This is a genomic window from Mesorhizobium sp. C277A, assembly GCF_040324395.1.
In the GTDB taxonomy this organism is placed as follows: Bacteria; Pseudomonadota; Alphaproteobacteria; order Rhizobiales; family Rhizobiaceae; genus Mesorhizobium.
This window is the reverse complement of sequence record NZ_JAMYVW010000002.1, coordinates 3870428-3896139: the sequence shown is the minus strand read 5'-3', so window position 1 is coordinate 3896139 and position 25712 is coordinate 3870428. Positions and strand designations below refer to the sequence as shown.

The following is a 25712-nucleotide window of genomic DNA, read 5'->3' as shown; positions in this document are numbered from 1 at the left end:
TAGTGCTGTCTTATTTTGTCGCACAAGTCAGGCTGGATTGGCGTATCATTTGGGCCACTCCGGCCGTTGCCGCGAGCGACGGGTAGACGGCTCGGCTGTGGCCTGTACGATACCGGATACGAACCGGCGGTGCACCGCACGGTCCGCCAAGGATTTCGAAAAGACGTGCCGCAAGAATGAGAGCGGAAGCCAGTCGCTTCCCAAGGTAGACCAGCGCCCCAAATGCTAGACGTGCAAGGGGCCGGAACGGAGGACAGGACGATGACGGAACTGACGCCATCTGCGATTATCGGCCAGGCCGCGCAGACGAAAGCGGCAGCCGTTAAAAATACCGTTCTGACCAAAGAAGGCCAGACCACCAACGGCCTGACCACCAATGGCATGGCCGCGCAGGGTCTCTACGATCCGCGCAACGAGCATGACGCGTGCGGCGTCGGCTTCATCGTCAACATGAAGAACGTGAAGTCGCACCAGATCGTCAAGGACGGGCTCTTCGTGCTCGAAAACCTGACGCATCGCGGCGCTGTCGGCGCCGATCCGCTCATGGGCGACGGCGCCGGCGTGCTGGTGCAAATCCCCGATCGTTTCTTCCGCGAAGAGATGGCGGCCCAGGGCGTCGAACTGCCGGCGGCAGGCCAATACGGCGTCGGCCACTGGTTCATGCCGCAGGATGCGGCACTGCGCGCCCATATCGAAGAGATCATCGCCGAATCGGCGCAGTCAGAAGGGCTGCCGCTGCTCGGCTTTCGCGACGTGCCGGTCGACAATTCATCGCTGTCGAAGGCGCCCGATATCGCGGCCTCCGAACCGTTCCATCGCCAGGTCTTCATCGGCCGCACATCAGACATTCCAGATGACGAGGAATATGAGGCCAGGCTGTACCTGCTGCGCAAGGTGATTTCCGGCCGCATCTACGCCGAGAACAACAACAAGGATATCGGCGCCTACTGTGTGTCGCTATCGGCGCGTACCATTGTCTACAAGGGCATGTTCCTGGCCTACCAGGTCGGCGCCTATTACAAGGATTTGTCGGATCCGCGTTTCGAGACCGCGCTGATCCTCGTCCACCAGCGCTTCTCGACCAACACCTTCCCGTCCTGGAAGCTGGCGCACCCCTACCGCATGGTCGCGCATAATGGCGAGATCAACACGGTGCGCGGCAACAACAACTGGATGGCGGCGCGCCAGGCCTCGGTCGATTCCGAACTGTTCGGCAACAACATCTCGAAGCTGTGGCCGATCTCCTATGACGGCCAGTCCGACACGGCGTGCTTCGACAATGCGCTCGAATTCCTGTTCCAGGGCGGCTACAGCCTCAGCCACGCCATGATGATGCTGATCCCGGAAGCCTGGGCCGGCAACAAGCTGATGGATGCCGACCGCAAGGCTTTCTACGAATACCACGCAGCCCTTATGGAGCCGTGGGACGGGCCGGCCGCGGTCGCCTTCACCGACGGTCGCCAGATCGGCGCCACGCTCGACCGCAACGGTCTGCGCCCGGCGCGCTACATCGTCACCGACGACGACCGCGTCATCATGGCGTCCGAAGCCGGCGTGCTGCCGGTGCCGGAGGAGAGGATCGTCAAGAAGTGGCGGCTGCAGCCCGGCCGCATGCTTCTGATCGACCTCGCCAAGGGCCGCATCATTTCCGACGAGGAGATCAAGTCGGAGATCGCCACCAGGCATCCCTACAAGACCTGGCTCAACAACACGCAGCTGATCCTGGAGGATCTGAAGCCGGTCGAGCCGCGCGCGCTGCGCAAGGATGTCAGCCTGCTCGATCGCCAGCAGGCGTTCGGCTACAGCCAGGAAGACACCAAGCTGCTGATGTCGCCGATGGCGACCACCGGCCAGGAAGCGGTGGGTTCGATGGGCACGGACACGCCGATCTCGGCGATGTCGGACAAGTCGAAGCTGCTCTACACCTACTTCAAGCAGAATTTCGCCCAGGTCACCAACCCGCCGATCGACCCGATCCGCGAGGAACTGGTGATGAGCCTGGTGTCCTTCATCGGGCCGCGGCCGAACATCTTCGACCTGGTTGGCAATTCGCGCCGCAAGCGGCTCGAAGTGCGCCAGCCGATCCTGACCAATGGCGATCTGGAAAAGATCCGCTCGATCGGCCACACGGAAGACCGTTTCGACACCAAGACGATCGACATCACCTACGGGTCGAGCGAGGGCGCTGCCGGCATGCAGGGCGCCGTCGAGCGTCTGTGCGAGCGCGCCGAGGCGGCCGTTGCCGGCGGCTACAACATCATCATCCTGTCCGACCGCCAGGTCGGTCCCGACCGTATCGCCATTCCGGCACTGCTGGCGACGGCTGCGGTGCACCATCACCTGATCCGCAAGGGTCTGCGCACCGCGGTCGGCCTGGTCGTCGAATCCGGCGAGCCCCGCGAAGTGCATCATTTCTGCTGTCTCGCCGGCTACGGCGCCGAGGCGATCAACCCCTACCTTGCTTTCGACACGCTGCTCGACATGCACAAGCGTGGCGAACTGCCGGCGGAGGTCGACGCCTACGAGGTGGTCTCGCGCTACATCAAGTCGATCGGCAAGGGCATCCTCAAGGTGATGTCGAAGATGGGCATCTCCACCTACCAGTCCTATTGCGGCGCGCAGATATTCGACGCCATCGGGCTGAAGTCAGATTTCGTCGAGAAGTACTTCACCGGCACAGCGACGCTGATCGAAGGTGTCGGCCTGGACGAGGTCGCGGCTGAGACGCTCAGCCGGCACACCGACGGTTTCGGCAACGATCCGGTGCTGCGCAACAGCCTCGAGGTCGGCGGCGAGTACATGTACCGCATGCGCGGCGAAGCCCATATATGGTCGCCCGACGCCGTCGCCACCTTGCAGCACGCCGTGCGCCAGGGCTCGTGGGAGACGTTCAAGGAGTATTCCGCGCAGATCGACAGCGAGACGGCCCGTGCTCAGACCATACGCGGCCTGTTCAGGATCAAGCTTGCGGAAGAGACCGGCCGCAAGAAGGTGGCGATAGAGGACGTGATGTCGGCGGCCGATATCGTCAAGCGCTTCTCGACCGGGGCGATGTCGTTCGGCTCGATCTCGCGCGAGGCACACACGACGCTGGCGCGCGCCATGAACCAGATCGGCGGCAAGTCGAACACCGGCGAGGGCGGCGAAGAGGCCGACCGCTATCTGCCGCTGCCCGGCGGCAGCAAGAACCCCGAACGTTCGGCGATCAAGCAGGTCGCCTCGGGGCGGTTTGGCGTCACCGCCGAGTATCTCGTCAATTCCGATGTCATGCAGATCAAGGTCGCGCAGGGCGCCAAGCCCGGTGAGGGCGGCCAGCTGCCCGGCCACAAGGTCGACGCCACCATCGCCAAGGTCCGGCACTCGACGCCTGGCGTCGGCCTGATCTCGCCGCCGCCGCATCACGACATCTATTCGATCGAGGATCTGGCGCAGCTGATCTACGATCTGAAGAACGTCAACCCGGCGGCCGATGTCTCGGTAAAGCTGGTGTCGGAAGTCGGTGTCGGTACGGTTGCGGCCGGCGTCGCCAAGGCACGCGCCGACCACATCACCATCTCCGGCTATGATGGCGGCACCGGCGCGTCGCCGCTGACCTCGCTCAAGCATGCCGGCAGCCCGTGGGAAATGGGCCTAGCCGAGACGCACCAGACGCTGGTGCTGAACGGGCTGCGCTCGCGCGTTGCGCTGCAGGTCGATGGCGGCTTGCGCACGGGGCGCGACGTCATCATCGGTGCGCTGCTCGGCGCCGACGAGTTCGGCTTCTCGACCGCGCCGCTGATCGCGGCCGGCTGCATCATGATGCGCAAGTGCCACTTGAACACCTGCCCGGTCGGCGTCGCGACGCAGGATCCGGTTCTGCGCAAGCGTTTCAAGGGCACGCCCGAGCATGTCATCAACTTCTTCTTCTATGTTGCGGAAGAGGTGAGGGGGCTGCTGGCCGAGATGGGCTACACCCATATCGACCAGATCATCGGCGACAGCGACCTGCTGGAAAAGCGCGAGATGATCCAGCATTGGAAGGCGCGTGGGCTCGATTTCGGCAAGATGTTCTTCAAGCCGGACGCGCCGCATGAGGCGGTGCACTGGACCGAACGGCAGAAACACCCGATCGACGATGTACTCGATCGCAAGCTGATCGAACTGGCGAAGCCCGCGCTCGAAAGCAAGCAGCCGGTCAAGATCGAGGTCGACATCCGCAATGTCGATCGCTCCACGGGCGCCATGCTGTCGGGCGAAGTCGCCAAGCGCTTCAGGCACAAGGGCCTGCGCGAGGACACGATCCAGGTGAAGCTGACCGGCACCGCCGGCCAGTCGTTCGGCGCCTTCCTGGCGCGCGGCATCTCGTTCGATCTCGTCGGTGCGGCCAACGACTATGTCGGCAAGGGCCTGTCGGGCGGACGCATCGTCATCCGGCCGCCGGAGGAGTCCAGGATCGTCGCGGCGGAATCGATCATCGTCGGCAACACCGTCCTCTATGGCGCGACCGAGGGCGAGGCCTATTTCGCAGGTGTCGCCGGCGAGCGCTTCGCGGTGCGCAATTCGGGCGTCGCCGCCGTCGTTGAAGGCGTCGGCGATCATGGCTGCGAATACATGACCGGCGGCATCGTCGTCGTCATCGGCCAGACCGGTCGCAACTTCGCTGCCGGCATGTCGGGCGGCGTGGCCTATGTTCTGGATGAGGCCGGCGATTTCGCCGCGCGCTGCAACATGGCGATGGTCGAGCTGGAGCCGGTTCCGGAAGAAGACGATCTGATGGAAAGGCTGCTGCATCATGGCGGTGACCTCGACCACAAGGGTCGCGTCGACGTCTCGGGTGACATGACCACCCATGACGAGGAACGGCTTTACCAGCTTATCTCGAACCACGTCCATTTCACCGGTTCGGTACGCGGCCGCGAGATACTCGACGACTGGACGACCTTCCGGCCGAAATTCCGCAAGATCATGCCGGTCGAATACCGCCGCGCGCTGATCGAGATGGAACGCATGCGCATGGGCGTGGCGGCGGAATAGGTTTTTCGACTTGCCGGGAGGCGCAGGCTTCCCGGCGGAACTTTCAGCGACAGTTTGACCTCGGATGCAAGGTTGCCACGGCTGCCTCAAGGGGTTAACGGGTGCGAAAACCGCACCATCTGGACAGCAGGAACTGGACTATGGGCAAGGTAACAGGCTTTCTCGAAATCGACCGGCAGGTGCACAAGTACCAGCCGGCCTCCGACCGCATCCGGCATTTTCGTGAATTCACGCTGCCGATGTCGGACAAGGAGGTCGAGAAACAGGCCGCGCGCTGCATGGATTGCGGCATCCCGTTCTGCCACGGGCCGACCGGTTGCCCGATCCACAACCAGATCCCGGACTGGAACGACCTCGTCTACAATGGCGACTGGGACAATGCGATCCGCAACCTGCATTCGACCAACAATTTCCCCGAGTTCACCGGCCGCATCTGCCCCGCGCCCTGCGAGGAAGCCTGCACGCTGAACCTCGAGGACATTCCGGTTGCCATCAAGACCGTCGAACAGGCAATCGCCGACAAGGCTTATGAAACCGGCCATATCCGGCCTTATCCGCCAGAGAAGAAGACGGGCAAGCGGGTCGCTGTCATCGGCTCCGGCCCGGCAGGGATGGCGGCGGCGCAGCAGCTTGGCCGCGCCGGCCACGAGGTCAGCGTTTATGAGCGTGAGAGCCGTCCCGGCGGGCTGATGCGCTACGGCATTCCCGACTTCAAGATCGAGAAGCACTATATCGACCGCCGCATCGAGCAGATGCAGGGCGAGGGCGTGACCTTCCATTGCGGCGTCAATGTCGGCGTCGACAAGCCGGTGGCAGAGTTGCTCGCCGGATACGATGCGGTGCTCTATTGCGGCGGTTCGGAATCGCCGCGTCCGGCCAACATTCCGGGCGACGATCTCGGCGGCGTCTATGACGCCATGCCCTATCTGGTGCAGCAGAACCGTCGCGTCGGCGGCGAGCCGATCCAGTCGGTGGCCTGGCCGTCGCATCCGATCATCGCCGGCGGCCAGCATGTCGTCGTCGTCGGCGGCGGCGATACCGCGTCCGACTGCGTCGGCACCGCCTTCCGCCAGGGCGCGGTGCGCGTCACCCAGCTCGACATCCGCCCGCAGCCGCCGGAGAAGGAAGACAAGCTTTCGGTCTGGCCTTACTGGGCGACCAAGATGCGCACCTCGTCCTCACAGGCCGAAGGTGCGGAGCGCGAATTCCAGGTGGCGACGCTCGAATTCATCGGCGAGGACGGCCAACTGACCGGCGTCAAATGCTGCGAAGTCGACGAGAAGCGCAGGCCGATCGCCGGCACCGAATTCGTCATCCGTGCAGACCTCGCCTTCATCGCCATCGGCTTTGCCGGACCGGCTGCCGCCGGCGTCGCGAAAGAGCTGGACGGTGAGATGAAAATCACCACCGACAGCCGCCGTTCCCGCAATGTCGAAGCCAACGATCGCGACTACAAGACCAGCGTCGACAAGCTCTACGCCGCAGGTGATGTGCGCCGCGGCCAGTCGCTGGTTGTGTGGGCGATCCGCGAAGGCCGCCAGGCCGCGCGCTCGATCGATGAAGCGCTGATGGGGTCGACGGTACTCCCCCGTTAACGGTTGATCGCCGTCGTCGTATCCGTCGCGGCAGCGGCCTTGGGCGGCCACGAGAAGTCGTCGGCGCGGCCGGGCGAGGCCTCGGGCGCCTTGCCTTCGAGGATTAGTTTTTCGCCGGGCAGATCCGGATTGGCTTTCGGCGCCGCCGCCGCACCGAGAAGTTCGGTACCGCCATCGAGCGCCGGATCGTTGAGCAGCATCGGAACGGTGCGGTCGACCACGATCGGGGCGGCGGGCAGCGACGGCGCCTCGACCGGGGCGCCGGCCGGTGCGGCAGCCGTCACCACGCTTCCCGGCGCTGCCAGGCCGAGGATCTTGGCCAGCGGCTTTTCGGTGTAGAAGGCGAGCTTTCGCTTGCCGGCTTTCGAGACGTTGATGCCGTCGTCGGAGCGCAGCCGCACGGCCTGGCCGTTAATGTCGGGGCCGGTCGAGACAAAGGCGCCGTTCTCGTCGACGAACCCATCCCAGACATCGACGAATTCGCCGCCGTTCTTCTCGGCAGCCGAGTGGTAGATGTCGTTGAATGCCAGCATGTCGGAGGTCATCTTCGGCGTCTTGAAGGCTGGCATGCCGACCCACATATAAGGCACCTTGGTCGCCGCCAGTGCCTTTCCCAAGGCTTCGGTCCGGCGTTCGTATTCCTTGGTCCAGTTCTCGGAGCGCGGCTGCTCGCGCACATCGTTGACGCGCATCTGCTGGCGGTCGTTGGAGCCGAGCATGACGACGACCACGGAGGGTTTTTCGGTCTCGACCAGCGATTTGACCTGTTCGGGCCAGTTGTAGACATCATCGCGCACGAAACCCGAAGAACCGTTGGCGCGCTCGACGATCCTGACGTTGGCATTGTCGGCAAAGGCTGTTTCGAGGCCTTCGGCCAGGCCGTTGGCCATGAAATCGCCGATCACCAGAATGACGCGGGCATCCGGTGTCTTCTCGACAATCGGAGCGGAAGGTTCAACCGGTGCACGGGGCTTCTTCTTGACCTTCGGCTTTGCCTTGCGGACGTCGAGCGGCGGCTCGATGCGTTCGCTGCGGCGCGGGAACAGAAGGTCGCGCAGCGACCAGCCGCGGTTCTGCGGTTGTTCCTGCGCCAAAGCCGGTGTGTGGAAACTGCCGGCGACCCCCGTCGCCAGGACGACGATGGCCAGAATGAGGATCGGCAAGCGGAAAACGATCACACGGATACGCGCTGCCGGAACCAAGCACCCTCTCCATCCCTTGGTGCATGGCCCTCGCAGGGGATCATGCACAGACCGATGCTACGGCATCCCTTGCGCGTCGCAGATGCGCGCTGCCGTCGCCGGCTCTATTTCTTTCTGAGCCATTTGAGCACTTCCATGCTCGGATACCCGTCCTGGGTCAAGCCGACCGTTGCCTGATAGGTCATGATGGCGGTTTTCGTGCCGTCACCGATCTTGCCGTCGAACTTGCCGTCGTAAAGTCCGTGCTGCGAAAGCCGCTTCTGCAACTCCTGCCTTTCCTCGAAGGACAGTTTGGTGAAGGGCCGCTTCCAGTCCTGCACCAGACCATTAGAGCCGGCGATTTCGTCGGCAAGAAGGCCGACGGCCAGGGCATATTTGTCGGCGTTGTTGTAGGCCTTGATGACGGAGAAGTTCTTGATCATCAGGAATGCCGGTCCGCCGCGGCCGTCCGGCACTTTCAGCGTCGCCTTGTCGGTTGCGTTCTTGAACGGCTTGCCATTGGCCCTGGCGACGCCGAGCGCCTGCCACTGCGCCAATGTCTTCGAGCCGGCAGGCAGTTTGCCGGCTGGAATGGTGACCTCGTAGCCCCAGGTCTTGCCGCCCTGCCAGCCATTCTTCTTCAGCAGATTGGCTGATGTCGCCAACGCATCGGGGATCGAATTCCAGATGTCGCGCTTGCCGTTGCCGTCCATGTCGACGGCATAATGCTGGTAGCTGGTCGGGATGAACTGGGTCTGGCCCATGGCGCCGGCCCAGGAGCCCATCAGGTGGCTTTCGTCGATGTCGCCGGTCTGCAGGACTTTCAGCGCGGCGACCAATTGGGTGCGGGCGAATTTCGAACGCTTGGCGTCGCCATAGGCGAGGGTTGCCAGCGAGCGGATGACATTGCGCATGATGTCGTCGCGCTTGAGGATCTCGCCGTAATTCGATTCCATCGACCAGATGGCGAGCAGGATGTAGCGGTCGACGCCGAACCTCGCCTCGATCCGTTCCAGCCACGGCTTCCATTTCCTGGCCATCTGCTGGCCGACGGCAACGGACTGGTCGTGGACGCGGTTGTCGAAATAGTCCCAGGCAGGTGCGGTGAATTCGGGCTGGGTGCGTGCCTTTTCCAGCACCACCGGGTCGGGTTCATTGATGCCCCGGAACGCCCGGTCGTAGACCCCGCCGGAAACGCCGCCCGCCACGGCCGTGGCGCGGAAGCCGGCGACCCATTGCCGAAAACCGGCATCGGCGAAGGCCGGTCCGGCCGGCATCAGCAAGGCGAGCGAGAGGCTGGCCGCCGTCAGCACGCTGGTAAAGAGTTTTGCGGCACTGCGAACGGACATATTTTCCCCTTTCTCTATCTCAGGAAAGACCATTCATCGCCGAACCGGGTTAGCAATTGGTTTACCATAGGCGGCGCCTGGAACGAAAAGACAGCTGGATGCTTTACCGGTTGATGTTTCCCTCAATGGCCCGATAATCCACAATTCCGGCGCGAAAATGTCGCGAGGCGGGATTGCCGGGCACGCCCTCAAACGGATAATTGACGCATGAAGCGAGTTCGAAAGGCAGTTTTCCCGGTCGCCGGTCTCGGCACACGGTTTCTCCCGGCCACCAAGGCCATTCCCAAGGAGATGCTGACCGTCGTCGACCGGCCGGTCATCCAGTATGTCGTCGATGAGGCGCGCGAGGCCGGCATCGAACATTTCATCTTCGTCACCGGCCGCAACAAGGCGGTCATAGAAGACCATTTCGATATCCAGTTCGAGCTCTATGATACGCTGGCACAGCGCGGCAAGGACGACCAGCTGGCCCGCTTGCAGCGGCTGCAGCCGGCGCCGGGGCAGACCTCGTTCACCCGCCAGCAGGTGCCGATGGGGCTCGGCCACGCCGTCTGGTGCGCCCGCGAACTGGTCGGCGACGAACCCTTCGCGCTGTTGCTGCCCGACATGATCATGCAGTCGGAGAAGAGCTGCACGAAGGCCATGGTCGAGCTCTACGAGGAGACGGGCAACAACATCATCGCCGTGCAGGAATGCGATCCGGCCGAAACCCACAAATATGGCATTGTCGGCCGGGGCGAGGACACGCATCACGGCTTCCGCATCACCGAGATGGTCGAAAAGCCGAAGACCGGCACCGCGCCGTCCAATCTCTACATCAACGGCCGCTACATCCTGCAGCCCGAGATTTTCAAGATCCTGGAAAGCCAGGAAAAGGGCGCCGGCAACGAGATCCAGCTCACCGACGCGATGCTGAAGCTGGAAAAGCAGCAGCCCTTCTTTGGCTACCACTTTCAGGGCCGCACCTTCGATTGCGGCTCGCCGGAAGGGTTCGTCGAGGCCAATGTCGCCTTCGCGCTGTGGCGCAGCGACATGAACGAGAACATGGCCGGCGTCATCCGCACGCTGCTCGATGAGATGAAGCCGTCCGAGCGTCGCGGCGCTGCTTTTTAGCTACCGCTGCAGCTTCAGCCCCAAATAGATGCTGTTGGCGGTGTAGTTGCGCCCGGGCAGATTGCTGGTCAGCTTTTCGGTGCGGGCGCGGCTGGTGAGACCGACGTAACGGTTCAGCCACCAGGTCAGCCCGGCCTCTGCACTCAGCGTCATGTCATGGCCGTCGGAGCCGGTGTAATTGCGCCAGTCGAGCCCAAGGGCTGCGTTGCCGGTCAGGTCGGCGCGGATCTGCCGCTCACCGGTGAGGCGGCCGGAATAGAGGATGTCGCCGCTCTCACCGGCATTCGTTGTGCCTTCGACCGTGGTTCGCCCGGTGAGGCCGATGATGGTGCCGCGCTCGGGCGACCATTTGAGGTCGGCATTGATGGTGGCTCCCGAAATCGCCTCCAGGTTCTTGTCGTCGATCGCTTCCCGCAGCCAGCCGGCCGAGAACTCACCTTTGAGCTTCTCGCCCATGTCGACTTCGATACCGGCGCGTGCGCCAAGCCGGGTCGAAGAGCGCTCGAAGCCCTTGTTGTCGACCCGTTGGTCATATACCCGGCGGCCGAGCTCAATCTCGGCAAAGGGCGTCAGAGCCGGGGAAATTTCATAGCCGGTCCGCAACGTTGCGGTATAGAGCGTGTTGTCCTGGTCCTTCTGCGACAGCGAGGTGCCATCGGTAAGTTCGGCATCGCCATAGATGTCGCGGGAGACTGCGCCGGTCAGCGCAAAGCGCATCTTGCCAACGTCCTTCTCGACGCCGAGGCTGCCGTCGACCGTCTGGCGGATCGGCTGCGATTTGACGCCGGCAATGGCGTCGGGCGCGGAGGCCGATTCCGGCGCAATCTCGTAGCCGAGCTTGGCGATGGCGCGCAGTTCATTGTCGAGGTCGACATTGTACGTGCCTTGGATACGGCCGCGTGCCTCATTGATCTTCTGGCCCGAAATGGTGTTGCGGAAATTGCCGTAGCCGTCGATGACCGCCGAATTCTCGCGCCAATCGGAGGCGGCGGAGAAACGCAGCGCCGTTTCGGACAGCACCGCCGACTTGCCGCCAGCGCTGGAATCGGCGTTCGACGTGACGGCAACGCCCTGCTCGAGCGTCGGCCGCAGCAGGAACGAGCCGACCTTGATGCCGGTTGCCGCGTACGGGTCGTCCTCGAGCTTCTTCTTCTGGCCCTCGATGGCGTCGGTGCGCTCGGCGCCGGGGTCGAGCTTTCGTCGGTCGACGCCGTCGACGGTGAGGACACGGCGGTTGGCTGTGTCCTGATCGGCGTCGCCTGCCGCAGTGCCGTCCGGGGTCGTTCCGGTGGTGGTCTGGTCCGTGGCTTTGCCAGGCTTCTTCTTGTCGGCAGCCTTGGTTTTGTCCTTGGCCTTGTCTGCATCCGCGGCGGCGCGTTGCTTTGCCGTCGACGGACGGCGTGGCTGGACGGTTGGCGGCTTGTCGGTGAACGAATCGTCGATGGTCGCCGGCGGGTCGAAAATGCTGTTTGCGCCGGCCTGTGACGGGTCGGTGTCGTCAGGCAAGGCGCCATCGCTGGCCGGCACATAGGCGGTTGGCGTGTTTCCCGTGGGGGCGGTGTCGGCAGGGGCGGGCTTGACCTGCGTGTTGGCCTTGCTCAATTGCCTGGCCCGGCGCTGCTGGTCGGACAGGATCGCCGATTCCGAAACTTCACCGCGCAGCTCCGTCTCCTGGGCATGAAGCGCAGTTGGCCGCAGCAAAGCGAGCACGCTCGTCGCCAGAAGCAGAGCGCAAAAGGCTCTGCCCGTTCGACCTTTTTTCTCTTGAGGCTGGGCCCGCGACATCGTCACCACTGCTTGCGCGGCGCAAGCGCGCCATACTTACCGAACCGTAAACGGGGATGGTTAACGGAGGGTTGAAGGGCGGCCTGTCGGACATGGCTGGACGGCAATTCTGTTGGACAGGCGAACGGCAAAGCGCTAATCGCATCAGCCATGCATGCGGGATCCCAAGAAAAGAAGCCTTTGGAGGCTTCGATCGCCTCGGCGCTGAGAACGGTAGCCACGGAACAGGCCGGCGTGGCGGCATTGGCTGCCGCGCTGGAGAACGAACTGGCCGAACCTTTCGCCCGCGCCGTCGACATGGTGTCGCGCATCAATGGCCGCGTCATAGTCACCGGCGTCGGCAAAAGCGGCCATATCGGCACTAAGATCGCGGCTAGTCTGGCTTCGACCGGCACGCCTGCCTTCTTCGTCCATCCGGCGGAGGCCAATCATGGCGACCTTGGCATGATCGCCAGAGACGATGCCATCATCGCCATGTCATGGTCCGGCGAGAGCAAAGAATTGATGGGCATCGTCGCCTATTCCAGGCGCTTCTCGATCCCGCTGATTGCGATTACCGCGGGCGCGGCCTCGGCGCTGGCGCGCGCGGCCGACGTGGTGGTGCTCCTGCCGTCCGCGCCGGAAGCCTGCCCGCACGGTCTGGCGCCGACGACATCGACCCTGCTGCAACTGGTGGTCGGCGATGCGCTGGCCATAGCGCTGCTCGAAGCGCGCGGCTTCACGCCCGACCATTTCCGCACGTTCCACCCCGGCGGCCAGCTCGGCGCCAATCTCACGCAGATCCACGAGATCATGCATGTCGGCGAAAGGCTGCCGCTGGTGGCTTCCGGCACGGGCATGCGCGAGGCGATCCTCGAATTGTCGAACAAGGGCTTCGGCTGCGTGGCGATCGCGACGGCGGATGGCGCGTTGGTGGGCATCATCACCGATGGCGACATCAGGCGTCACATCGGCAGCAATCTCATGGAAATGAGCGTCGATCAGGTGATGACGAAAAAGCCGAAGACGGCCACACCGGACACGCTGGTGGCGACGGCGCTGCAGATTATCAACAATTCGGCCATTACGAGCCTGATGGTGGTCGAAGGCAGGCGGCTCGTGGGACTGGTTCATCTGCACGACCTGCTGCGCATCGGCGCCGCCTGAAAAAATCAAAGGACGCGTCGCGTTCGGGAAGCCCTAGGCGACGCGGCCTGATTTTCCGGATCGAAAGCGCCATGCGCTTTCGAAATGTCAAACTGCCTCGACGGTCAGTTCCAGATCGGTGTCGGCCGAACTGACGACGCGCACCTGCGTGCCGGCCGGCAGGTCGGGACCGGAGACGCGCCACAGTGTGTCGCCGAGTTTGATGCGGCCGCGACCGTCCTTTATCGGCTCGGCCAGCGTTGCCATCCTGCCGACCAACTGCGCGCCGCGCCGGTTGAGCAGCGGCTGGTCGCTAGGGGTATTACGCCCACCAACCAGCTTCTTTCCGGCAAGGGCCGAGACCAGCGACAGGGCCAGGAAGGCGAGGACCTGGACTTCCCAGGGCCAGAAGCTTGCGTCCCAGACGAGCAGGGAAATCACACCGATCACCAATGCGGCGATGCCGATCCACAGCATGAATATTCCTGGCGCGATGACCTCCATCACCAGGAGGACGAAGCCCAGAACCATCCAGTTCCACGGACCAAGTTCGGAAATGATGCGGTCGAACATGGGAGTGCGCTCCTATGATCTCAGTTCTCAGCTAGCCTCAATTCTCGCTTGGGCGAACCACCGGAGGGCGGGCGGCCTGCCTGGCGGCGCCGGCGGTGCCTTCGCTGCGGAACACCTCCCTGGCGATCTCGCTTATGCCACCGAGCGTGCCGATCAGCGCCGAGGCTTCCATCGGCATCAGCACGACCTTGCTGTTGTTGGCGGTGCCGATCTTGCCCATCGCTTCAGTGTATTTCAGCGCCACGAAGTAGTTGAGTGCCTGCACGTCGCCCTTGGAGATGGCTTCCGATACAACCTGGGTGGCTCGCGCTTCGGCTTCGGCCGAGCGTTCGCGCGCCTCGGCGTCGCGGAAGGCGGCTTCCTTGCGGCCCTCGGCCTCGAGGATCTGCGACTGCTTGAGGCCTTCGGCGGCGAGGATCTGCGCACGCTTGTTGCGTTCGGCGGTCATCTGACGGCCCATCGATTCGATGAGGTTGGCCGGCGGATTGATGTCCTTGATCTCGACGCGGGTGATCTTGATGCCCCACGGATGCGCCGCTTCGTCGACGACGCGCAGCAGCCGTTCGTTGATGGCGTCGCGGTTCGACAGCAGTTCGTCGAGGTCCATCGAACCCATGACGGTACGGATGTTGGTCATCGTCAAATTGAGGATGGCGTTCTCCAGGCCGGCGACCTGGTAGGCGGCCTGGGCCGCATTGAGGATCTGGTAGAAGGCGATGCCGTCGACGCCCACAATGGCGTTGTCGCGCGTGATGATTTCCTGGCTCGGAACGTCGAGCACCTGCTCCATCATGTTCATCTTGGCGCCGATTCGGTCGACGAACGGCACGATCAGGTTGAGGCCGGGGCTTAGTGTTTTGGTGTAACGACCAAAGCGCTCCACCGTATAATTATAGCCTTGCGGGATTGTCCGGATGCCTTTGATAAGAAGCACTAATACCAGAAAGGCAAGCGCACCAATCGCAATACCGAAACCACTGAAGTCCATTTGAATCTCCCTCAGATGCCGGCCATGGCGTTGATTCCATGCAACCGACTTCACCAAACACTTAGGTGTGTTTCAATAATGTTACAATCAGGTGATCGTTGATTATTAGTGCATGGAATAGCGCAACTGCGGCGATCGATCGCCGCAACGTGGCGGCCTCAGACCCAGCCCGACAGCTCGCGCCGCACCATCGCCTCGATCACCGCCATGCCTTCTGCACTGTCGTTGAGGCACGGGATGTGGGCGAATTTCTCGCCGCCGGCGTGATGGAAGGTCTCGGCCGCCTCGCGGCCGATTTCGTCCAGCGTCTCGATGCAGTCGACGGAAAAGCCTGGGTTGACGATGGCGATCGATTTCACGCCGTCCTTCGCCAGTTTCTCGACCGTCTTGTCGGTGTAGGGCTGCAGCCATTCCTGGGCGCCGAAGCGCGACTGGAAGGTGATGATCAGCTTCTTTTCATCCCACCCCAGTCGTTCACGCAACAGCCGTGTCGTCTTCTGGCAGTGGCAGTGATAGGGATCGCCCTTCTCGAAATAGGGCTTCGGGATGCCGTGATAGGAGGTGATGACCACCTCGGGCTCGAAGTCTAGCGTTGCCAGATGCCGTTCGATCGAATGGGCGAGCGCCTCGATGTAGACCGGCTCGTCATAGTAGGGCGGAACACTGCGCACGGCAGGCGCGCGGCGCATCTTCATCAAGGCGCGAAACAGCTGGTCGTTGGCGGTCGCGGTGGTGGTCGCGGAGTATTGCGGGTAGAGTGGGAACGACAGGATGCGGTCGCAGCCTTGCTCGACCAGCCTTTGAGCGACGCTCGCGGTCGAGGGGTTGCCGTAGCGCATCGCCCAGTCGACCACGACATCGGGTAGGTCGATGAGCGCTGCGGCCAGCTTTTCGCCCTGCGCCCGGGTGTAGGTGCGCAGCGGCGACTCGTTCCTCTCGCGGTTCCATATCCTGGCGTAATTGGCGCCGGACTTGTTCGGTCTCGTGGTCAGCACCAAGCCGTAGAGGATCGGATACCAGATCGCCTTGTTGAGCTCGATGACCCGCGGATCGGACAGGAATTCGCGGAGATAGCGCCACATCGGCTTGAAATCGGTGCCGTCCGGCGTGCCGAGATTGACCAACATGACGCCGATCTTGCCTGCCTTTACCGGCGGATGTCCGGCCGGTAGCGGGTCGAGCGCTTTCGCGGCTTTGGGGTCGACAGGCGTGGAAAGCGTCATGAAGGTCTCCCGACACCGCGAAACCGACGATGTCGGGCGAACCTAGCGATGTGGCGCGAGTTTTCAATGCTGCGTCTGGCCGCACCTTACCTTGAAGCCAAAAACCCGTCCGGTTACCCGGACGGGTTTTGCTGGTCGTGAGTGCGAAGCGAGGTTACTTCGCCGGAATGGTCAAGGTCGCGCCGACCGGAAGCCGGCGTGGCTCGTAGCCTTTGTTGGCCTCGGAGATCACCTTCCACTTGGCGCCGTCGCCATAGGCCTTCTTGGCGAGATCCCAATAGGTATCGCCGGCGACGATGACATGGCTGGCTTCGGCCCGGGCGGCGTCAGCCGGCTTTGCCGGAGCAGGTGCGGCTTCGGCCGGTTTTGCCGGTTCGGCCGGTGCCGGCGTTGCCGGGGCGGTTTCCGCCGGGACAGTCGGCGGCGTGGTGGTGATGTCGCCGGAGCCTGCCGGCAATGCGGGCATCGCCGGCTCCGCCGGTGCAGCCTCGGCCGGTTTTGCCGGTTCGGCTGGAGCAGGTGCCGGTTCGGCTGGTTTTGCCGGCTCGGCGGCCGGGGCAGCCGCTACGGTTGCGGCAACCTCGGTGATGCGGCCGTCGAGCTTGGGCGTGTAGGGCCGGTGCGCGGCGAGATAGTCGGCGACCACCTGTTCGAGGCCCGGGCCGTAATCATAGGCGTTCTTGGCCTTCTCGGCGAAGACCTTGTAGCCATCGCCGCCCTGGCGGACGTAATTGTTGGTGGCGACCAGATAGTCCTTGTCCGGATTGATCGGCGCCCAGGCACCGTTCTGCATCACCTCGACCGACTTGACTCGGCCGGCATTGGGCGCGACCGACTTGTCGAAGGAGTATTTGAGACCTGCCACCTGCGGGAAGCGGCCGCCGCCGTCCTCGACCTGGCTGACGCCGTTTTCCAGCCCGGCAACCAGATCCTTGCCGGAAATCTGGAAGGTCGCCAGCGTGTTCTGGAACGGCAGCACGGTCAGCACCTCGCCCATGGTCACGGTGCCCTTGTCGATCGAAGCACGCAAGCCGCCGCCATTCGAGACGACGATCTCGACGCCCTGTCCCTTGACGCGGTCGAGGATGGCGTCGGAGACGAGGTTGCCCATCGCGCATTCCTTGGTGCGGCAGCTTTCGCGGCTGCCGTCAATGGCCTCGGTGGTCTCGGCCACTTCCTTGTTCTTCAGCGCCTCGATCGGCGCACCGAGTTCCTTGATGCGGGCAAGAACGGCCGGATCGGGAGTGATCGACTTGTCGAGGAAGATCGGGTCGCCGCTGGCTTCCTTGACGTTGCCATTGTCGTCGAACACGACCTTGAATTCGCCGAGATATTTCGAATAGGACGCGGCCTGCACGACAGGCACCTTGGAGCCGTCGGGGTTGTCGACCATCGTCGGATAGGGGCCTTCCGCCTTCGGGTCGGTGTTGGACAGAAGCGAATGGCTGTGGCCGCCGACCACCACATCGATGCCCGGGATCTTGGCGATGACATCGCGCTCGCGCCTGTAGCCGATATGGGTGACGGCAATGATCTTGTTGACGCCTTGCGCCTTCAGCTTCTCGACCTCGGCGGTGATCGACTTGACGTCGTCCTCGATGGTAATGTTGGGGCCGGGAGAGGCGAGTTCCGGTGTGTCGTTGGTCACGGCGCCGACAATGCCGATCTTCTGGCCGCCGACCTCAAGCACAATCGACGGCTTGATCTTGCCTGCGGCGCCGGACTTGTCGTTGGGCACGACATTGGCGCTGACGATCGGGAACTTCGCCTTGTCGAGATAAGGCACCAGCGCGCTCTCGCCATCGTCGAATTCGTGGTTGCCGAGCGTCACCGCGTCAGGCTTGATCTGATTGAGGAATTCCTCCTCCGCCGTGCCCTTGTAGGTGATGTAGAACAGCGATCCCTGAAAGCTGTCGCCGGCATTGAGCAGCAGCACGTTCTGGCCTTCGAGCTTCTTGCGCTCCTGTGCGATCGCGGTGACCAGCCGGCCGGCGCCGCCGATGCACTCACCCTTGGTCTCTTCCTCGGCCGAGCAGGTCGACTCGTATTTGTTGTTGCCTTCGATGCGGCTGTGCCAATCGTTGAAATGCAGGATGTTCAACGTGTAGTCGGCAAAGGATGGTGCGGCCGACAGGCCGAGTGTCGAGGCAGAGAGGGCGGCAATGGCGGCGAGCTTCTTCATCTTCGTCTCCCGGATATGATCAAAGGCGTTTAACGCTCTTGCCCGACTGCAGGATAACAGCCAGCATTTCGGGTATGTTCACATCGCGGTTGTGGCGATGCAAGAAGAATCAGGGCGGATAACCGGCATCGGTTTGCCGGCATAAAAAAGGCGGCGGCATCGCGCCGCCGCCATCCGCAAAGCCGCATGGGAAAGGTTCAGCCGCGCCTGGTCAGCACGAAGTTCTGCCCGGCGGAGCTGGTGCAATTCAGCTGGTTTATGGACACCAGCAGGCAGTTGAAAGCGATTGGCTGCTGCCGGATCAGCGAGGTTCCGTTGATCTCGACCGAGGTGGCGCCGGTCTTGGTGTAGCTGCCGTCAGCGAATTTCTCACCGGTCTCCGCCGAAACGGTGGTGAAGACGCCGCCGTTCAATGTCGAGACCGCCTTGCCTTCGGCGTTCAGCCATGAGCCTTCGACGCCTCGCGCCTGCGATGAGATCGGTGGCCCGTCGGAGCCGCCGGTGGTGCAGGCGGCAAGCATCGTCGCAAGAGCGCCCGCCGCGCCCGCAGAAAGAATTTTGCGCGCAATCGTCATATCAAATCCTCTCCTGACGCATCGGCCCAATCGTCAAACGACGTTTTGGAGCACACGATGTGCGTGGCCTCAAGTTTCCAGAGCCGTCCCTCGCGCGTCCAAATGGATGCACACTGCTCTCGTCCGCATCCCTTCAATCGCCCGATTTCCGGGCGATTGCAAGGCAGTGGGGCAGGGGTATGGAACCGCTATCGAACGAGGATGTTGCGGAATTGCCACGGGTCGCTTTTGTCGAGGTCCTCGGGAAACAGGCCCGGACGGTTATCGAGCGGCGTCCAGTCGGTGTAGTAGCCCTTGACCGGTCCGAGATACTGGGACTGCACTTCCAGGCAGCGCTTGTAGTCCATCTCGTCGGCCTCGACGATGCCGGCCTCCGGGTTTTCCAGCGCCCAGACCATGCCGGCGAGCACGGCCGAGGTGACCTGCATGCCGGTAGCGTTCTGGTAGGGCGCCAGCTTGCGGGCTTCGGCCAGCGACAGCTGCGAACCGTACCAGTAGGCGTTCTTGGCATGGCCGTAGAGCAGCACGCCAAGCTCGTCGACGCCGTCGACCAGTTCGTTTTCGTCAAGCACATGGTGGACCGGCTGCGGCTTGCCGGCAGCGCCGAACATTTCGTGCAGCGACAGCACGGCGTCGTTGCAGGGGTGATAGGCATAGTGGCAGGTCGGGCGGTATTGCACCTTGCCCTTCTTACCGCGCACGGTGAAGAAGTCGGCGATCGAGATCGCCTCATTGTGCGTCACCAGGAAACCGTATTGCGCGCCCGGCGTCGGGCACCAGGAGCGCACGCGGGTGTTGGCGCCGGGCTGTTCGAGATAGATCGCAGCCTTGGAGCCATGCTTGTGCTCCTTGCCGTTCTTCGGCATCCATCTCTCATGCGTGCCCCAGCCGAGCTCGGCCGGCTGCAGCCCTTCCGAGATGAAACCCTCGACCGACCAGGTGTTCCAGAACACGTTCATCGGCTTCGGCTTCTTGGTGCGCTGGGTGTCGCGCTCGGCGATGTGGATGCCCTTGACGCCGGCCTTTTTCATCAGCTTGGCCCAGCGGTCACGGTCGTCCTGCGCGGGTTCGGAAAACTCGAGGCCGAGGTCGCCGGCAAGGTTCAGCAGCGCCTGCTTGACGAACCACGAGACCATGCCCGGATTGGCGCCACAGGTCGAAACCGCGGTAGCGCCGCCGGGCTTGTCGTGCTTCTCCTTGATCAAGGCTTCGCGCAGCGCGTAGTTGGTGCGGCTGGCATTGTCGGCCCTGGCGTCGAAATAGAAGCCGCGCCACGGCTCGACGACGGTGTCGATGTAGAGCACGCCGAGCTTGCGGCAGAGCCGCATCAGGTCGACCGAGCCGGTATCGACCGACAGATTGATGCAAAAGCCCTGGCCGCCACCATTGGTCAAAAGCGGCGTCAGCAGTTTCTTGTAGTTTTTCTCGGTCACGTGCTCCTGGACGAAGGCGATGCCGCGCTCGTCGAGCAGCTTGCGGTCGGTGTCGAGCGGGTCGATGACCGTCATGCGCGACTTGTCGAATTTGAAATGGCGCTCGATCAGAGGCAGCGTTCCCCGTCCGATCGAACCAAAGCCGATCATCACGACAGGGCCGGTGATTTCACCGTAAACGGGCCAGTTTTCATTCGCCATTTTATCGAGCACTCCTTCAAGCAACGCGCCAAAACGGCCGTTCGACCGCCGCGCGACAAACCATAGATCATTGTCACAATAAAGCGAAAAGCAGGGATAAGGTTAGTTCCCGACGGCGCAGATGCGCCTACGGTTCGAGCAGTTTCGCGAATTCCGGCGTGAGCAGCGCTTGTGCTTCGGAGTCCGGGATTTCAACGAGATCGCCGCCGCAAGCCTGGATGACGTTGGGCAAACCTTGCAGGCCGAAGACCAGAACCTGCCTGTCGCCATCGCGCTTCAGGCTGGCGCCGAGATAGTCGCCGATCAAATCGTCGATGCCGCATTCGGCCTCGTAATCCACCTCGGTCTGGTCGCTTGGCTTCTTGCGCTTCTCCTTGACGAAGGTGGCCAGCGAGGGGCCTGGCTTGCCGTCGACCGTATCGGAAAACATGTCCTGAAGGGTAAGCAAGGCGCCACGGCGCACGTCCATGACATAGGCGTCGGAATAGTTGTTCGGATGCGCACCGCCGCAATAGAGGCTGCCGGATTCCGACCAGCTCATCAGCTTCGGCGTCAATGACGTAACTTTGGACGTCGTGTCTTCATAGCCGCCAAGCGAATCGTCGTCCATGCCCTCCATCGGCGGCCCGTCGTGGAAACCGGCATATTGCAGCGCCGCGCATGTCAAGGCGCTGAGGCTGTCATGCCAATGGCGGTTCTGCAGCAAGGCATTGGCGGCTTCGATCGGCGCACTGCCGGCGAGATCGACGATGCGCGGCCTGGCGAATTTGGTGCGCGGATCGGTGACATAGTTGTAGGCTGCATCCGGCCAACCTTCCTTGGCGTCTGCCTTGGGCGCGAAATCCAGCTTGAGATAGTCGTAGGGCGATGCCGCCATGGTGATCGGCGCATCGTCACCCGAGAATGTCATGTCGGTGAAATCATAGAGATCGCGTGGCGTCGTCGCCGGCGTCTCTGTCTGGGCACGGCTGGCGATCCTTGTCAGCTTCAGCGGCAGGGTCTTTTTGGCCGTCCAGGTGCCTTCCAGCGTCTTGCCCTTGTCGGCGGAACTCAACCGCCAGACGGCGCCGATGGGTGGAGCCTGGCCGTCGCCGCACTTCTTGGCATCGCAGGCTTCTTCCTCGGCCAATTGAAAGGTGGCGCCCTTGCTCGACTTCGCCTGCAGAGGAATATCGATGCCCTTGGTGCGGTAGAAATAGCGCGCCGCCAGTGCCTCTCCAGCCGTCGCCGGATCGCCGGTAAACTCGACGACGATGTCGATGTTGCCGAGCTTGCCGGCATAGGTGACGGGGTCGGCGAGCGCCGTTGCCGGCAACGCCAGCAATGCACCGAGCAATACGGCTTGCTCCAGGATTTTTCGGATCATCGTCACTCCAGCGTCATGGCTTGCAGGCGTTGCACCAGCCTGTCACGGTCTGACGTCATCCCCTTATAGTCGAGTTGAGCCTCATCCAGCGCCTGCAATTGCGCCGCGAAAGAGGCGGCAAGCGTTGCCCGGTCGGGATGCCGCGCCAGCACTTTCAGCGGGTCGAGGTGGATGCGGATGGTGAACAGGATGTCGCGCGACAGAGGCAGTTTGCGCAGCGTCTGGCGCTCGACGCGGATGAAGGCGTGGGTGTTGACGTCGCCGTCGGGAAATCGCGAGGGGCGCCTGGTGGCGCGGTCGATGCGCTCGACATTGGAGAGCGGATGATAGAGCGCGTCGTCGGCCTGGATCGACCAGTTGAAGCGTTCGACAGCCTGACCCTGCAGGCCGTCGAACATGCGGTTGATGAGCTCGGCCGGCCTGGTGCCCGGACCGAAGCCCGGCACCGGTGCGTGGATCTGCTGCAGCGGCCGGCCGAATTTTTCGACCAGCGACCAGGATGACGGGAAGCACAGCGAGCCGGCGGCGAGTCGCCAGCCGGTGTCGTCACGGCGCATCAGGATCAGGTCTTCCTGGACGAGCAGCGACGCTGCGACCAGCGGGGCATCGGGGAAGGTGGCGTCAGAGTCGGCTTTGGCGCCAATGACCTCAACCCCGGCATTGGTGCGCCGGTACATCCCGGGAAATGTCGACAGCAGATGTGCTTCGATGAGGCCGCGCACTTCGCGCTGGGCGTCGCGCGTGCCGTCTTCCTCGACAAACACCTTGTCGGGGATTTCGGCATACAGCCGGCGCTTTTCGGCGAGATGGTCGAAGAGATACCGGTCGACCTCGATCCACTTGTCGAGTTCGAGCGGCTTCAGCCCGATGGTGAAGAGGTTTGAGGAGCCATCATAGGGCGTGTGCGTGGGCTGACGAGAATTCATGCTTCGCTAGAAAGTGTCCAATGCCGGCGGTTATTCTCGCAGCCGCTTCGTATCAGGCCAATGTTGCCGGGATCAAGCCGCGCAGAGAATTGCCGACGAACAGTGTTTTGGCGGATTTCAACTCGTCATAGCTGTAGATCGCCTCCTGGGCGCGGCCTTCGTCCAGCAGCTCGGCGCGCAATACGCCAGGCAGCAGCCCGCAGTCGAGCCTGGGTGTCATCAGCATGCCATCACCGAAATCGGCGAAGACGTTGGTGATGGTGCCTTCGCAGATTTCACTGCGCTCATTTGCGAGCAACACTTCGTCGGCCTGGGTGATCAGATATTCGGAGCGGGCGTGAGTGTAGACTTGCCGCCGGCCGGTCTTGTGGCGCAGCAGCGTGTCGGTGGAGGAGAGCCGCACCCGTGCCAGCTGCAGCCGCCAGACCTTGTCGGCGGCGAACGGCTCATAGGGCTGGACCGAGGCGGTCACTTCGCCATTGCGCTGCAGGACGAGCCGGGTGCGCAGCGCCTTTTGCTGCGCCCCGATAGTATTCGCCAGCACCTCGCCGATCCGCTGCGGATCGCAGGCAAAGCCGAGTTCTTCCGCCGAGCCATAAAGGCGCGCGAGATGGCGTTCGAAGCGCAGAAAGCCCTGGCCGGGCTCCCAGCGCATCGTCTCGATCAGCTCGAAATCGGCGGTGTCCCCGTCGCGAAGCGCGCCTTCAGCAGACACTCCTGATACTCCTCTTGCGCCGTCGAATCGAAGACGACGCCGCCGCCGACATTGTAAACGGCCTCGCCACTGGAAAAGAGCGATATGGTGCGGATCGCCACCGAAAAGCGCATCATGCCGGCAGGCGCGATCCAGCCGATGGCGCCGCAATAGACGTCGCGCGGTGTCTCTTCCAGCTCGTGCAGGATTTCCATGGCGCGGATTTTCGGTGCGCCGGTAATCGAGCCACAGGGAAACAGCGCGCCAAAGATTTGGCGGATGCCGAGATCAGGCAGAAGCTTCGCCCGCACACGGCTCACCATCTGATGGACGGTCGGGTAGCTCTCGATGCGGAACAGTTCCGGCACTTCCAGCGTGCCGATCTCGCTGATCAGGGAGATGTCGTTGCGCAGGAGATCGACGATCATCCGGTTCTCGGCCTGGTTCTTTTCATCGCTGCGCAAGAAGGACTTCAACCGCGCGTCCTCGGCCTTGGTCGCGCCGCGCGGTGCGGTGCCCTTCATCGGATGGGTTTCGATCATGCCTAAGGCATCGATCTCGAAGAACAGCTCGGGCGAACGCGACAAGACGATGGGATCGCCGAGCGAAATCAGTGCGCCATACTTGACCGGCTGGCGTCCTGTCAGTGCGTCGAAGGCAGCAAGCGGATCGCCCGACCATTGGGCACGGACCGGAAAGGTCAGGTTGCCTTGGTAGCAATCGCCCTTGCGGATGTGGTCGTGAAGGCGCGCGAAGCGTTTGGCGTAGTCCTGAGCGGACCAACTGGCCCTGGCGTCGAAGATGGGGCCATTGGTGGCCGGCGCATCGTTGCGCGGCACGGCCTCTTCGGCCGGAGCATCGAAGACACCCAGACAAACCAGTGGCGCGCGCCGGCCTTCAGGCAACAGCGGCACCAGTTTCGGTTCGAGCAGATAGCCCGCTTCGTAGGAGAAATAGCCGGCCAGCCATTTGCCGGCATCGCTCGCCGCCTGCGCGGCCGCCAGCGCCGGCAGAAAATCCTTGCCATCATAGGCAATGATGATGTCGGCCGGGTGGTCGAAGACCAACTGACGGCCGCTTTCATCGTTGCGGAAAATGGCAGAGGGCAGGGGCATGGGGCTCGGGTACTGCGGTCGATGACGCCAGAACCGCTCTATATGGGGGCCGGGCGGCGTGCAATCGAGGGAGCGGCGTCGCAGGGCGCAAAGACAGTGGCGAATGCAAAAACAAAGACGGCGCCCGAGAGCGCCGCCTTCTGGTTATGTTGCCGATGACAGATCAGCTGTTGTTGGCGGTCCCGGCGCTCGGGAATTGGCGTGCGAACTCCTTTTCGTCGCCGGCGGCAAGCAGCTTGGCCTGCTCGACCCACTTTTCGCGAGCGATGCGGCCGTCGAAATTCAGCGTGTCCTCGATGCGCTTGACGTCGGCCGCGGTCCAGCCGGCGATCTGCGCGTAGGTCGTGACGCCAAGGCCCTTGAGCAGTTTGTCGTTGACCGGGCCGATACCGATCAGGCGACGCAAATTGTCGGCCTTCCCAGCTGCCGGGGCGGCCTTCTTCGGGACGGCGGCGGGCTTTGAAGCCGCGGCTTTGGGCGCGGCCTTGGCGGCGGCAGGTTTGCTGGCCGCTGGTTTTGCGGCCGCGGATTTGGCCGCAGCTGGTTTGGCCGCGGCGGGTTTGGCGGGGGCAGGTTTCGCGGCCGAGGCGGACTTGGCCGTTGCCGCTGTCGACACCAGCGCGGCCGGCGCCGAACTGGAAGGCTTGGCGGATGGAGTCGATGTTTCACGCAGCCGGCGTTCGAGATCGGCGCGGGTCTTGCCGCAGGCGTCGAGTTCGCCAGTCAGACGATCGGCGTCGGCGCGCAGTCTGTCACGCTCGCTGCGGGTGCGGTCGAGATCGCCGCGCAGGCTGTCAAGTTCGCCGCGCAGCCGGCCCCAGATAAACCAGCCAACCAACACACCTACAAGGAACGCCAGGACAATGTAAAAGAAGGTCATCGTCTCTCTCCAGTCGGATCCGTCCGCCGCCGTCCCAAGTCATGACCTTGGCAGATCGGATCATCCAATGTGGTTCGGCGGCTCAGGGAACAGCCGGTCTGTCGTCGACTGTCGGCGTTCGGCTTTCCCGCCCATTGCCAACCGTCGCTGTCGCATTCGTCAGACCGCTGCCATGGGCCGGGATGCTGTCCGGCCTTAAGCCGCGCGCCCGGCTGAGCTTCGGTCGGAAAGCTATCATACGGCTTCGGGAAAGCTAACGGAAAATTTCGCCGGAGAGTTATTCAAGAACAGATATTTAGAACAAGAACAACGCTGCCGTCACATGCATTCCGGCTAAACTGTTCTGCGATTCCGCAAAGTCGAGACCGCTCCTGAACCTGTCACTCTGCGCCATC

Annotated in this window: 18 protein-coding genes; 4 read left to right on the top strand and 14 right to left on the bottom strand. The window is 63.0% G+C overall.

Translation table 11 applies throughout. The features are described 5' to 3' along the window. The first annotated feature begins 261 nt into the window (after positions 1-261). Both gltB and NKK52_RS19160 read left to right on the top strand, forming a co-directional pair. Positions 262-5013, top strand: coding sequence for a glutamate synthase large subunit (gene gltB, locus NKK52_RS19165; RefSeq protein WP_023683241.1), 4752 nt, complete (start codon positions 262-264; stop codon positions 5011-5013). 140 nt (positions 5014-5153) lie between these two features. Next, entirely contained in the window at positions 5154-6608 is a 1455-nt protein-coding gene (locus NKK52_RS19160; protein ID WP_023683242.1) for a glutamate synthase subunit beta, read from the top strand. Here the strand turns inward: NKK52_RS19160 and NKK52_RS19155 are convergent. Continuing rightward, entirely contained in the window at positions 6605-7810 is a 1206-nt protein-coding gene (locus NKK52_RS19155; protein ID WP_023683243.1) for an SGNH/GDSL hydrolase family protein, read from the bottom strand. The genes NKK52_RS19160 and NKK52_RS19155 overlap by 4 nt on opposite strands. 104 nt (positions 7811-7914) lie before the next feature. Continuing rightward, positions 7915-9138 carry a lytic murein transglycosylase gene (locus NKK52_RS19150; protein ID WP_023683244.1) on the bottom strand — a complete coding sequence of 408 codons (1224 nt, stop codon included), beginning with the start codon at positions 9136-9138 and terminating at the stop codon, positions 7915-7917. 207 nt (positions 9139-9345) lie between these two features. On the opposite strand from NKK52_RS19150, the gene galU reads away from it, so the two are divergent. Further along, positions 9346-10251 (top strand): UTP--glucose-1-phosphate uridylyltransferase GalU, encoded by a 906-nt coding sequence (galU, locus tag NKK52_RS19145; RefSeq protein WP_023671956.1) that lies wholly within the window; start codon positions 9346-9348, stop codon positions 10249-10251. Here the strand turns inward: galU and NKK52_RS19140 are convergent, their stop codons facing one another. Further along, positions 10252-12036, bottom strand: coding sequence for an outer membrane beta-barrel protein (locus tag NKK52_RS19140; RefSeq protein WP_031203979.1), 1785 nt, complete (start codon positions 12034-12036; stop codon positions 10252-10254). A 150-nt stretch (positions 12037-12186) separates the two neighbouring features. On the opposite strand from NKK52_RS19140, the gene NKK52_RS19135 reads away from it, so the two are divergent. After that, a complete protein-coding gene (locus NKK52_RS19135; RefSeq protein WP_023683246.1) occupies positions 12187-13182 on the top strand; it encodes a KpsF/GutQ family sugar-phosphate isomerase in 996 nt (331 codons plus the stop codon). Between the two features lie 87 nt (positions 13183-13269). Here the strand turns inward: NKK52_RS19135 and NKK52_RS19130 are convergent, their stop codons facing one another. From NKK52_RS19130 to NKK52_RS19080, 11 genes are all read right to left on the bottom strand, one after another. Further along, entirely contained in the window at positions 13270-13734 is a 465-nt protein-coding gene (locus NKK52_RS19130; RefSeq protein WP_023683247.1) for an NfeD family protein, read from the bottom strand. A gap of 37 nt (positions 13735-13771) precedes the next feature. Then, positions 13772-14722: an SPFH domain-containing protein gene (locus tag NKK52_RS19125; protein WP_023671952.1), complete on the bottom strand. Its 951-nt coding sequence runs from the start codon at positions 14720-14722 to the stop codon at positions 13772-13774. 158 nt (positions 14723-14880) lie between these two features. Continuing rightward, a complete protein-coding gene (gene hemH / locus NKK52_RS19120; RefSeq protein WP_023683248.1) occupies positions 14881-15945 on the bottom strand; it encodes a ferrochelatase in 1065 nt (354 codons plus the stop codon). A 154-nt stretch (positions 15946-16099) separates the two neighbouring features. Further along, positions 16100-18127 (bottom strand): bifunctional metallophosphatase/5'-nucleotidase, encoded by a 2028-nt coding sequence (locus tag NKK52_RS19115; RefSeq protein ID WP_023683249.1) that lies wholly within the window; start codon positions 18125-18127, stop codon positions 16100-16102. A 197-nt stretch (positions 18128-18324) separates the two neighbouring features. Continuing rightward, positions 18325-18702: an Omp10 family outer membrane lipoprotein gene (locus tag NKK52_RS19110; RefSeq protein ID WP_023683250.1), complete on the bottom strand. Its 378-nt coding sequence runs from the start codon at positions 18700-18702 to the stop codon at positions 18325-18327. A 188-nt stretch (positions 18703-18890) separates the two neighbouring features. Continuing rightward, on the bottom strand, positions 18891-20336 hold the full coding sequence (locus NKK52_RS19105; protein ID WP_023683251.1) for a homospermidine synthase: 1446 nt from the start codon (positions 20334-20336) through the stop codon (positions 18891-18893). A 127-nt stretch (positions 20337-20463) separates the two neighbouring features. Further along, the gene (locus tag NKK52_RS19100; protein WP_023683252.1) at positions 20464-21702 is read right to left on the bottom strand and encodes a hypothetical protein; all 1239 of its coding nucleotides are present in this window, start codon (positions 21700-21702) and stop codon (positions 20464-20466) included. 2 nt (positions 21703-21704) lie between these two features. Next, the gene (locus tag NKK52_RS19095) at positions 21705-22628 is read right to left on the bottom strand and encodes a heme-dependent oxidative N-demethylase family protein (protein ID WP_023683253.1); all 924 of its coding nucleotides are present in this window, start codon (positions 22626-22628) and stop codon (positions 21705-21707) included. A gap of 52 nt (positions 22629-22680) precedes the next feature. Continuing rightward, on the bottom strand, positions 22681-23343 hold the full coding sequence (locus NKK52_RS19090) for an aminotransferase class IV family protein (protein ID WP_031199162.1): 663 nt from the start codon (positions 23341-23343) through the stop codon (positions 22681-22683). Continuing rightward, positions 23292-24437 (bottom strand): aminodeoxychorismate synthase component I, encoded by a 1146-nt coding sequence (locus NKK52_RS19085; protein ID WP_023683255.1) that lies wholly within the window; start codon positions 24435-24437, stop codon positions 23292-23294. Before NKK52_RS19085 ends, NKK52_RS19090 begins: the two co-directional genes overlap by 52 nt. A 163-nt stretch (positions 24438-24600) precedes the next feature. Then, on the bottom strand, positions 24601-25317 hold the full coding sequence (locus NKK52_RS19080) for a helix-hairpin-helix domain-containing protein (RefSeq protein ID WP_023683256.1): 717 nt from the start codon (positions 25315-25317) through the stop codon (positions 24601-24603). Positions 25318-25712 lie beyond the last annotated feature (395 nt).